Origin of the sequence: Psychromonas antarctica (genome assembly GCF_022267535.1) — a bacterium.
Classification (GTDB): domain Bacteria; phylum Pseudomonadota; class Gammaproteobacteria; order Enterobacterales; family Psychromonadaceae; genus Psychromonas; species Psychromonas antarctica.
The window spans coordinates 1-11,972 of the sequence record NZ_JAHNZV010000028.1 but is presented as its reverse complement, the minus strand read 5'-3'; the positions used below and the strand labels follow the sequence as shown (position 1 = coordinate 11,972).

At 40.7% G+C, this 11,972-nt stretch carries 7 protein-coding genes; 3 read left to right on the top strand and 4 right to left on the bottom strand.

From position 1 onward, the window contains the following. Positions 1-588 precede the first annotated feature (588 nt). Both KSO91_RS08545 and KSO91_RS08540 read left to right on the top strand, forming a co-directional pair. Positions 589-1,989 carry an undecaprenyl-phosphate glucose phosphotransferase gene (locus KSO91_RS08545; RefSeq protein ID WP_238742537.1) on the top strand — a complete coding sequence of 467 codons (1,401 nt, stop codon included), beginning with the start codon at positions 589-591 and terminating at the stop codon, positions 1,987-1,989. Between the two features lie 158 nt (positions 1,990-2,147). Beyond that, complete coding sequence (locus KSO91_RS08540; protein WP_238742536.1) at positions 2,148-2,834, top strand: phosphoglycolate phosphatase; 687 nt, start codon at positions 2,148-2,150, stop codon at positions 2,832-2,834. A gap of 189 nt (positions 2,835-3,023) precedes the next feature. On the opposite strand, the gene KSO91_RS08535 is transcribed toward KSO91_RS08540, so the two are convergent. Beyond that, entirely contained in the window at positions 3,024-4,430 is a 1,407-nt protein-coding gene (locus tag KSO91_RS08535; RefSeq protein ID WP_238742535.1) for an anti-phage deoxyguanosine triphosphatase, read from the bottom strand. A 276-nt stretch (positions 4,431-4,706) separates the two neighbouring features. Further along, entirely contained in the window at positions 4,707-6,191 is a 1,485-nt protein-coding gene (locus KSO91_RS08530) for a carboxypeptidase M32 (protein ID WP_238742534.1), read from the bottom strand. 196 nt (positions 6,192-6,387) lie between these two features. Between KSO91_RS08530 and KSO91_RS08525 the strand changes: the two genes are divergently transcribed. Next, complete coding sequence (locus tag KSO91_RS08525; RefSeq protein WP_238742533.1) at positions 6,388-6,876, top strand: Slp family lipoprotein; 489 nt, start codon at positions 6,388-6,390, stop codon at positions 6,874-6,876. Between the two features lie 79 nt (positions 6,877-6,955). Here KSO91_RS08525 and pgl read toward each other — a convergent pair whose 3' ends face one another. Both pgl and putA read right to left on the bottom strand, forming a co-directional pair. Beyond that, positions 6,956-7,645 (bottom strand): 6-phosphogluconolactonase, encoded by a 690-nt coding sequence (gene pgl / locus KSO91_RS08520; protein ID WP_238742532.1) that lies wholly within the window; start codon positions 7,643-7,645, stop codon positions 6,956-6,958. Positions 7,646-7,879: 234 nt separating this feature from the next. Continuing rightward, positions 7,880-11,665 (bottom strand): bifunctional proline dehydrogenase/L-glutamate gamma-semialdehyde dehydrogenase PutA, encoded by a 3,786-nt coding sequence (gene putA / locus KSO91_RS08515; RefSeq protein ID WP_238742531.1) that lies wholly within the window; start codon positions 11,663-11,665, stop codon positions 7,880-7,882. Positions 11,666-11,972 lie beyond the last annotated feature (307 nt).

Genomic DNA, 11,972 nt, shown 5'->3' with positions numbered 1-11,972 from the left:
AATATTGAGAGCCTTAACGAGTAAATTTATTGGGAGAGTCTTTAATAACTTCAATAAAGTCTGCTTAAAATCCTACCGTTGTGAATAAAGCTTGGTATTTGCGTTGTTTTATAATTTATCATTTACGTCGCCATCTTTTGCATCTGTTAAGCACTCTTTTTAATTGCGGTGTTATATTTTACAATTGTCTGTTGGCTTAGCGTTCTTATATTAGGCTTTTTATTTTTGAAAGAAATACCGTTTTTTGCCTAAAAGAACGCCTATAGGTGGATTTTGATAGTACAATTGTAATAGCAAAGGAAATAAATTGGTGAGCAGTCTTACTTGGTGAAATTGCCACTAACTGTGTGATGTGTTTGCTTCTGAACATTCGATTATCCATCACTTTGTAGCCAGATAACGTTGCTCAAAATCGCGCATAGGATTTAGTGAAGTAGAATGACTATCTTTCATAGTCCATGACTTGTTAGTAGCAAATTTTCTCTGCGTAATAGTTGATCTTTTCATTCATTCCTCTGTTATAAGGGAAAATCGAGCCCTGTAAATGACAATACCTTTATTTTATCTGTAGTTAAAAGGGATTAAAGTGTGACATCACAAAATATATTTGCCTCTAGATCAAGCTCATATTCATTTATTTACCGATTAATTGATTTATCAATTTTATTCTTGGCTCTTTTTGCCGCCGGGTATATTTATAGTGAAACTATAGGACGAGATTTTCTTATTGCTGTGCTTATTATTTCCGTCATTTTTCTATATGTTTCTGAATCATTTGATCTCTATCGTCCATGGCGAATTGGGAATTTTACAGCAATGTTGCTAAGTGCTTGCGCTTGTATCTGCATTGCTTTTTTAGTGGCTGTAACCTTAGCTTTTTTATTCAAGCAATCGGAAGGTTATTCGCGAGTTATCGTTGTTTTGTGGTTTTCGCTGAGCATTATTTTAAGTTCTCTTTGGCGGATATTACAGCGTCAATATATCGTGTTATGCCATAAATCAGGCTATTTTATTAAAAGAGTGGCGATTATTGGTTCAACAGACGCGGGTATAGATTTATTCAAAGAAATAAAAAAGAATAATGACTTAGGTTATCAATTACTCGGTGTTTATGATGATCGTGCTTCTGAAAGGGTGCGTAAAGAATTAAAAAATGATTTGATTGGTCGATTTGAAGATGCTCTTTATGAAGCTCGAAAAGGTAATATAGATATATTGTTTATTGCACTTCCGCTAAAGGCTGAAAAGCGTATTGCTGATATCCTATTGTTGTTAGGAGACACGACTGTTGATGTACATTTTCTGCCAAACTTTTTGATATCTAGTCTAATTCGTTCTCGTACGGATCATGTTGGTAATATTGATACCATCAGTGTCTATGAATCGCCTTATTATGGTTCTAAAAAATGGGTCAAACGTATTGAAGATATTATTTTAAGCAGCCTTATCCTTTGTATTATTGCAATACCTCTGTTGTTTATTTCACTCATGATTAAAGTAACTTCTCCCGGACCGATATTGTTTAAACAACGACGTTATGGGCTAGGAGGGGAAGAAATTCTAGTCTGGAAATTTAGGACCATGTCTGTGATGGAAAACGATGAGAAAGTTGTGCAAGCAACAAAAAATGATCCTCGTATTACCCCCTTAGGTGCCTTTTTACGGCGCACATCATTGGATGAGTTCCCGCAATTTTTTAATGTCTTGTGTGGGCATATGTCGGTTGTTGGGCCGAGGCCCCATGCTGTTGCTCATAATGAAGAATTTCGCAAAAAAGTAGAATTTTATATGCTTAGGCATAAGGTGAAACCAGGCATTACAGGCTGGGCTCAGGTTAATGGCTGGCGTGGAGAGACAGATACATTGGATAAAATGAGAAATAGAGTGGATTGTGACCTTTATTATATAAAAAACTGGTCTATATGGCTGGATATAAAAATCATATTTTTAACCATATTTAAAGGTTTTACTAATCCTAATGCTTATTAAAGCTAATTCATTGCCAACTTTACTTGATTGGATTTATTAACTCGGTCGTTATTGACTGTGATGAATCATGGCCGCTGTGTTTTCAGAAAAGCAGGCGAATTGGTTAAACATTGTAGGCATAATAGTCATTTCCATTTATTCAGATTAAGGTGTTAAATTTGAAATTCACTAATAAAGAAGTCATTCAATTTGATTTAGACGGAACGCTTATTGATAGTGCTCCTGATTTGGCGTGCGCGGTTAACCATATGTTAACCAACTTAGCGCGTCCGACATTTAGCGAAGATACGATTCGCTCTTGGGTGGGCAACGGCGCAGGTGTGTTGGTGAAACGCGGTTTATCGGGCAAGGCTGAGATTGACACTGATATTGATGAACATTTATTTAAGCAATCTCTGCAAACATTCTTAAGCTTCTATAAAGATAACTTGTGTATTCACACGCAACTTTACCCTGGTGTGCGCGCATCTTTGAAAATATTAAAAGCACAAGGCTATCGATTGGCGCTGGTCACTAATAAGCCCGTTGAATTTATTGCCCCGATATTAGAAGGATTACAACTTAACGGGTTATTTGAAATAATGTTGGGAGGTGATTGTCTGCCAAAACGTAAACCCGATGCGTTACCTTTGTTACATGTTTGCCGAAAACTTAATGTCACTGCTGAGCAATGTGTAATGGTCGGTGATTCAAAAAACGACATATTAGCAGCCAAAGCGGCGAATATGGAAAGCATAGGGTTGACTTATGGTTATAATTACGGCGAAGATATTGGCTTGCATCATCCTGAAGTGGTGTTTAGTCATTTCGCCGATATCGTTGCAGCATTAAGTCCGAATGGGTAAAAAGGCCTAGTCTGGTTAACGAACCGCCTATTTGTTATGTGCATGCCGGCGGTAATTTATCCGGGAAGTTCAGGCCAGCAGTGTCTGGCTTTACTGACACAACAAATTAATCTGCTTCGTCTTTATCCTGATGCCGCTGATTATCGAGCGACAATTGTAACGCTCGGCTGGATTGGATGGGCACTTTGTTTAAAACGCGTGTTGGCCAATCATTGGCGTAGTTTGATTACTACTGAATAAACTTGCGTGTAGGCGTAAGGCATGGTTATCCGTGAGACTCGAAATATAATCAGCCAGCACTCTTTGTTCTCGCGACTGATCGCCATTTTGTGCTTTCCATAACAGCTTGATAGGTTCCGGTAAAAAGCGTAGCGGTCCTGTGTTATAAGCTTCAAAAAGTTCCATTACTATTTGTTGACCTCGATATTCTAAAATTTGCAGATCTGGACTTTTAATCACATATTCGAGTACAAACTGTTTTAATATTTTCAATACATCAAACATATCGGGTACTAAGTAGGCGTTATAGGCAAGGAGTGGATCTTTAAATTGCTGATCTACTTTTTTTATTTCAATCGCTGTAATAAGGGCATTGACTAATGATCCAATCGCATCTTTACGCTTAAAGTGCTGTGCTGAAAACAGATTGTCAGTTAGTTCTGTTAACTGCTCAATAAGACAGAAACCATGAATTTCAGCAAGTTGTGTTGCAACTTTTTCCTGCCATAAACTTTTGTTGATAATTCCCATGGCAATCGCATCTTCTAAATCATGCACGCCATAAGCGATATCATCGGCTATTTCCATAATAGAGCAATCAAATGATTTATAACGTGATTTTTTATGAGAGGGGTCATCGGGGGATTGCGCACGCATGGTTCTGAATAATTTCTTATCAGCGCTGCATAATGGGGTCAGCACCGCATCTAGTAAGGCCTTATCATGGTCATAAACGCCTTTAGCAGGCATCCATTCTTCAGTTTTCAACTGTCTGAAATTGCGGCTGCTATCTTTCGGGTAAATGCCGCTTGCCTCGCTTAAACAGACTGGATATTTTAATAATCCAAGTAAGCTACGGCGAGTCAAGTTCATACCGTTAAATTCTGTGTAAGGTTCAAGCTGTGTGACAATACGAAATGTTTGCCCGTTACCTTCAAATCCGCCGTGCTCAATCATCATGTAATTAAGCGCTGTTTCACCGCCATGCCCAAAGGGTGGATGGCCGATATCATGACTTAAACAGATAGTTTCAATAAGATCGTTACCCGGCAGTAGCGTCGCATATTCAGGCTGTGCTAATTTTAAGTGTGCAACTATGCCTGAGCCAATTTGTGCTACTTCTAATGAATGGGTTAAACGTGTTCGGTAAAAGTCGCTTAAGCCATTATTATGAATTTGTGTTTTAGATTGTAAGCGGCGAAAAGCCGCTGAATGCAAAACACGGGCTTTATCGCGATGAAAAGGGGAACGTTGATCAAGGCGCCTCTTTTTTCCCAGCTCTTCTGCTAAGCGCACTAGCCATTGTGCTGAAATAGCGAGTGGTTGAGTTAAAGGTGAATCAGCTTGTCCTGTCTCATCTTGATTTTTTAAATTCATCTTCACGCCTTCAATTAAGATCTGCCTTTAAAAAGTGTAACGTGATTAAGGAATAAAAAATAGATTAATAACGCCTCGATATAGATAATAATTAAAAGGGTTAACCAAGCCGTTTCAGCCCCAGCATAGATTAAGCTGCAAGCTAGCATCTTCAGCCCTCAAATTCGGCATTGAACATGCTAGCTCTGGGTGTTGGCTTTGTCCTTAGAAAGTAACCCATTATCTTATTTCAGCATCTGGAGGAGGCGCTGTATACGTCATAGTGTGAGTGCTTACTTAGCCTAAATATCTTTGTTGCAGATGCTTTTTAAAATAATTTGCATTCAGCGCTTCACCTGTTGATTGTATTACTAACTCATCGGTCGTTAATAAACTGCCTTTACACCAGATATTATTTTCCAGCCAGTTGAAAATAGGGGTTAATCTCTGTTCATTAATACAAGTGGCTACGTCTACTTCTTTCTGCATGGCAGCCATAAATTGCGCTGCATAGATAGCACCTAAAGTATAACTTGGGAAATAGCCGAAAGAACCATCGGTCCAATGTATATCCTGCATACAGCCATTTTTATAATTCCCCGCTGTAGAGATTCCTAAATATTTTTGCATCTTTTGATCCCATAATTCTGGAATATCCAGATAGCTTATTTTGCCATTCATTAAATCCCGCTCGATTTCATATCGTAAAATTATATGCGCTGGGTAGGTCACTTCATCAGCATCAACACGAATAAAATCTGGCGTTACTCGTGTATATATTTTCCGTAGGTTAGCGGCTGCAAATTGAGCTGGATCATTATTGGGGAAATGTTTTAAAGTAAGTGGTGCCAGTTGATTAATAAATTCATTGCTGCGCCCTAATTGCATCTCAAAAAACAAGCTTTGAGATTCATGGATACCCATTGAGCGTGCTTCGCCGACAGGCAAACCTTGCAATGCTTTCGGCAAGCCCTGTTCATATCGGGCATGCCCCGTTTCATGGACAATACCCATTAGGGATTGCACAAAATCGTTTTCATCGTAGCGAGTAGTAATGCGTACATCGTCACTGACCCCACCACAAAATGGATGAGAACTAATATCTAAACGGCCATGATTAGAGTCAAAACCGAGCAGTTTCATCGTATCTAACCCCATCTGCTTTTGCTGCTGAGTTGCATACTGTTCAGTGGGTTTTAGATATTGTTCACTGGCCTGCTTAAGTTGCACCTGTTTAGTTAACTCTGGTAACCAGCTTTTTAAACTGCTAAAAACAGTGTCTAGCTGGGCGCATGACGCGCCCGGCTCATAGAGGTCCAACATTGCATCATAGGGCATTTTATTGCTCACCTGTGCGCGGATCTGCGCTTCTTCTTGCGATAAGCTAACCACCTCTTTAAAGTTCTTTGCAAAACCTTGCCAGTCATTATCGCGACGCTGCGTACGCCAAGCATGCTCGCATTTACTGCCTGCTAGTGATTTTGCTTGTACTAAATCATCAGGTAATAAAGTCGACTTTTGCCACTGATTTGCCATTTCACGCAAGCTTGCTTGTTCAATCGTGCTGAGCGGCTCCGATTGAGCTTGAGCAAACAGCTCCTCAAGTTGTGGGGCGGTCGCCAGCTGATGAATATGTAGTGATAACTCAGCGTTAGCGCTGGATCGCGACGCATTACCGCCTGCTGGCATCATAACCGCTTGATCCCAGCTGCTTATTGCTGACAGGTGATTGAAGTTCGCTATTTTTTTATAATGTTCACAAAGTGTTTGGTAATGGCTCATCTTGTTTCTGCTGATAATGGAAATAGGTAGATATAATAACAGAAAAGCGCTAATGACTGTCTGTGGTCGTTTGCTTTTATTATTCGCAGCAGAACAGCTAAACAGCGCCTATACTTTGATAACACTGCCTTAGAACGCGATGTTAAACTGGTAATAACGGTGGTAGTCGACCGAACATATCGTGATGGAGGTTATTATGAAAACAGTATTACATCTCTTTTTTATGCTCTTAACTACTTTGCTATTGTTTGCTTGTAGTACGCCTGCAATGTTTGATAGCAAGGCGGTAGATCTCACTATTACTGCGCAGCAAGCGAGTGAAAGTAAAACAATACAGGGAATATCTGTTTTATGGGGAGGAATGATAATTGCCAGTACAAATCTGCAAGATACAACGCAGCTTGAAATATTAGCTTATCCATTAGCTTCGAATCAAAGGCCTGATACCGAGCAAGCTCCTATAGGGCGTTTTATCGCGATCTATCAGGGCTATCTGGAAAAAAGTGATTATGCGCAAGGACGCTTAATCACGATGAAAGGTGAACTACAAGGTAAACGCAGCGGGCGCATCGGCGAAAGTGAATATATTTACCCCGTACTAAATACTACTCAGCAGCACCTTTGGAAAAAAATCTCGCCACGTGATCCGCCGCGGTTTCATTTTGGTCTTGGTTTGATGCTCTGATATGTTTTATCTGGGCTCCGCTCGATGAGGCCCTTTCGAGTGATTAGCTTCGTTATTGATTAGCAGAGCAATATTGAACTTATAAAATATCACTAAAGACTAAGCACTGTGCGGCCTGACGGGATATCTTAATGGGGGCATCTTGTATCGCGAGAGTATCATCCATAAAATTATTGTATGCATCGCGTTTACCTTCACCAATAAAAAAGACAAATACACTGCCGGTATGTTCCACCATCGAACGGGACATTGAGATTCTTGCCGCGGGTGGTTTCGGTGAATCATTGACCATAATGAATGCCTTGCTAGGATTATCAACTGAGCTGTGATGAGGGAAAAGGGAACAAGTATGGGAATCGGGGCCGACACCCAGTAAGGCAATATCAACTTTATTTCCAACCTTTGCCGTGTATTCCAGATGTGCTGTTTTGCTGTCACAGTTTACAGTGGCAACGGCTTCGTTAGCAATCACTTGTGCTTGAATCAGTACAGTAATAAAGCTGTTACACGCTGCCTTGTAATTTGAATCTGGTGAGTCTAGTGGTACCAGTCTTTCATCTGCAAAGCAGAATATCACTTTTTGCCATAGTGAAAGCGGAATTTCATTATACCGCTTAGCAATCTGCTGATAGAGGGGCTCAACCGATGAACCACCAGAAAGCGCGATAATGATTTTTGTCTGAGAAGATAAGCTCTCTAAAGAAGCTTTAAATTTATCGAAAGCAGAAGATGCTAGATTCGTTACACTATTATAATGATACTCTTTCATGATGAGGTTATTCCTTACTTTTTTATTATGCTGTTTGCGCTATTAAATGGAGTGTCAATGCGCCATTTTGATAACGCTATCTATAAAGCGTGGTGGCAGTGACAGAGGTTGGTCGTTAACTTAGTGGCAACGACTTTAGGAAGTGCCCCTGTTACCCAATTGTGCTTGATGGTTGGCATCAGCTCGACGCAGTTTGAATTAATACCGCGCCGGTTTAAAGGAAGCACAAGCCTGTTATTCCTCTTCTTCAACTAATGTCATCAAAGAGGTATTACCACCAGATGCTGTTGTATCAATACTGACCGTTTTTTCAGTTAATAAGCGCTGGATCAGATGGTCATAATATTCAGCGGTTATAACGGGTAATATTGCCCCTCGGCGTTGGGCCAATTTTTGTACCATATAGGTTGAACGTTCACTTTTACTATCAATAACGACTCCGGCCAACTTTTCTTCACTGAGCAGCGCTTCTAAATGCTGCAATTTAGCGACCTGAAACACACCAGTAGAGGCTCCTGTTGCGATAAACTGTTGCCTAAAGGCTATTGCTTCGGCATAAAAAAGCTCGGAGACTACTGAAATGACCACATTGCCTGTCGCCAAAGCGGTCACTATTGATAAAGTCCAATATTCAAAGGTGACATCTTTATCGGCAAAACAAACCAAAATTCCACGAGGCTCTAAATACAAAATATTAGACTCTCCCGTTGGACCAGGTAATACCGTTGGTTTTTTCAAACGCCGTTCTATGCTGATAAGTTGTGAACGTGCTGCCGCTAACGTTGAGTTTAAATCGTCTGCTAGCTTTTCCACAATCCCTACCGTAGCAATTTTAGCCAGTAACTGACGCACTGCCGAAATTCGGCTATTTAATTCGTTCAAGCGCCAATCATTTTCACTTTGCACTGCATTTTTCATCATTGCAGCTGCTTGCTGACGGCAAGCATCATCGCTTACTAAGGCAGTATCGGGATCATTGCTCTGGTCTATACTTTGACGAGGAGTGGCTTTTTCTACCATCAGTCTATTCAAATAATGCGGTCCGCCGGCTTTAGGTCCGGTGCCTGATAATCCTCTACCACCAAAGGGTTGTGAACCGACAATGGCACCAATTATATTGCGATTAACATATATGTTGCCTGCTCGGGAAAGCTTAATAAGATCCAATGCTCGCGTATCAATACGTGTATGGATACCCATTGTCAGGCCAAAACCTGTTGCATTGATTTCTGCCATGGTGTTTTCGATATCCGCAGCTTTAAACCTGACAATATGTAGACAGGGACCAAACACTTCCCGTTTTAATACCGCTATATTTTTTATTTGATAAATTCTAGGGGCGAAGAAGGTACCGTTGCATTGTGGCAGTTTACATTCATATAATAAGGTTCCATGTTGTTGCATGTCATCGGCATGAAGTTGTAAATTAGAGAGGGCTTTTTGATCAATAACTGGGCCAATATCTGTTGCTAAATAACCGGGATCACCAATAGTTAACTCTTGTAAGGCGCCGACCAACATTTCAATAACAGTCTCTGCTATCTCTTCTTGTAAAAAGAGTACACGAAGCGCAGAACAGCGTTGTCCTGCACTTTGAAACGCAGATGCTATAACATCATCAACAACTTGTTCAGGTAGGGCGCTTGAGTCTACTATCATGCAGTTTTGGCCGCCAGTTTCAGCAATTAATGGGACTTGCTCTCCGCCTCTTTGAGCGAGCGTATTGGCAATAAAATTGCCAGTTACAGTCGAGCCAGTAAAGATCACCGCTTTAATACGTTGATCTGGTAGTAGTGTTGCCCCAACTTCTGGTCCAGGAGCAATGATGGCTTGAACCACTCCGGCTGGTAAACCAACATATTCCATTAATTCTAGGGCGCGAAGCGCAATTAAACTGGTTTGTTCAGCGGGTTTAGCAATAACTGTATTGCCGGTTACTAGGGCTGCTGCAACTTGACCTAAGAAAATAGCTAAAGGAAAATTCCAAGGACTTATACATAGCACCACGCCGCGTGGCAATAATCTTTCATCTTCAGCCAATTCTTCGGCTCGGGCAGCGTAATATCGACAAAAATCCACGGCTTCACGAATTTCGTCCACACCATCTTTGGTCACTTTGCCTGCTTCTTTAATACACAGGGCGATCAGCTCTTCTGTATGACGCTCAAGGATATCGGCAGTGCGTCTTAGTAAATCCGCTCTTTCGCTGGTGCTGACTTGTGACCATGTAGTAAAGGCCGTCTGAGCGATGATTAACTTTTCCTTCATCTGCTCAGCGTTATCATATTGATGATAACCAATTATTTGTTCGTGATTAGCTGGATTGCGTACCGCATGACAACCTTCTGGTACTTGCGCTTCAGTCAGTAAATTTTCATCAACCCAGTGATCAATAAAGGCCTTTAATGGCGTTATTTGATTGATATCAGTAATATCAATGCCTTTAGAGTTCTTTCTTTCTTTACCATAGAGATCTATAGGTTTTTGAATTTGCTCATTATATTTAAATTTAAGCCGTTGTGTTTTTTCAACCGGATCTTCGAGTAACGACTCAACGGGACGCGTTACATCGACAATGGCATTCACAAAAGAAGAATTGGCACCATTTTCTAATAGGCGCCGTACCAAATAAGCGAGTAAATCTTCATGTTCTCCGACCGGAGCATAAATACGGCATTGAATATTTTCAACAGTGACAATTTGGTCATATAGACTGTCGCCCATTCCATGTAAACATTGAAATTCAAATCCTTCTTTATCATCCCCCGCTAATTCGATGATAACGGCTGCAGTGTAGGCATTGTGGGTCGCAAATTGAGGGTAAATTGTATTGCGATAATCCAATAATCGATTGGCACAGGCATGATAAGAAACGTCGGTAGATGACTTGCGGGTGAAAACAGGGAAATGTTCTAATCCATCCTTTTGAGCATTCTTTATTTCAGTGTCCCAGTATGCGCCTTTTACTAATCTGACCATCATTTTTCGACCGACTTTTTGAGTCAATTCGCGTAACCAATCAATGACGAAAATAGCGCGTTTTTGATAAGCTTGGACGGCGAGACCAAAGCCATTCCAATCACCTAAATCGGGATCACTAAAAACTTGTTCAATGATATCTAGAGAGATATCTAAACGTTCAGATTCCTCTGCGTCAACAGTGAGTCCGATATTATATTGTTTTGCCAGTAAACAGAGTTGCTTTAATCTGGGGGGGAGTTCGGCCATTACTCTATCGCGATGGGTAAATTCATAACGAGGATGAATTGCAGATAGTTTTACTGATATTCCAGGACTTTTTCTTGGTCCTTTGCCTTTTGCTGCTTTGCCGATTACTTTTATTGATTCAGAATAAGCATCAAAATAGATGTCTGCATCTTTTTGAGTTCTGGCTCCTTCACCGAGCATATCGTAAGAGTAGACATAACCTTTACGCTCTTTATTTTCAGCGCGCTGTACTGCCTCCTCTATCGTTTCACCCAAAACAAATTGTTGCCCCATTACTTTCATGGCAATATTCATTGCTTTACGAATGACGGGCTCTCCAACTTTCCCTAAGGTTTTTTTAAGGAAGCCCAGCTGGTTACTTTGATCTGCGTAATTAACTAGATTGCCTGTTAGTAATAACCCCCAAGACGAGGCATTAACAAACAGTGAATCACTGTTGCCAATATGGGAACTCCATTGACCTTTAGATAATTTATCGCTGATTAATTTATCTTGGGTTTGTTTGTCAGGTACACGTAATAGGGCTTCAGCTAGGCACATCAGTACCACCCCCTCCGCAGAAGAGAGGGAATATTCGTTCAATAATGCTTCAACAACCCCGTTACCTTGCTGATCATCTCGTATCTGTAACACCATTTTGCGGGCGCGTTCCCAAGCTCGGCTGCGGGCGCGCATATTGAACTCAGCATCGGGCAGAATATGGTTAACCGCAAGGTTTTCATCAATCCGGTAAAAATCTCGAATTTTTTGGCGAATGGCAGACTCGGTGACTAAATTACCATCAAATAACATAAGCAATCCTTGTTAGCGTGTCGTGGCATTCTCTTGGTTTTTGGGCATGCCAGCATAAGTGAAAGAGGGTATATTGCCTTGGCCAGATTGAAAGTAAGTAATCAATTGTGTTTGCGAAGGTAATATAATTAACAGCTTATATTGAAAAACTAGTTTGTGACACCCTAACCTTTTTGTTATTACTGCTGTTTTGAAAAAAATTTTTGAACTGCGATCTAGGTTCGCAAAAGTAAATAGATTAAATGAGTTGAGATATCCAAACCTGCTGTTGGGGGAACGATGGCCTACTTATTACGCATATATCCCC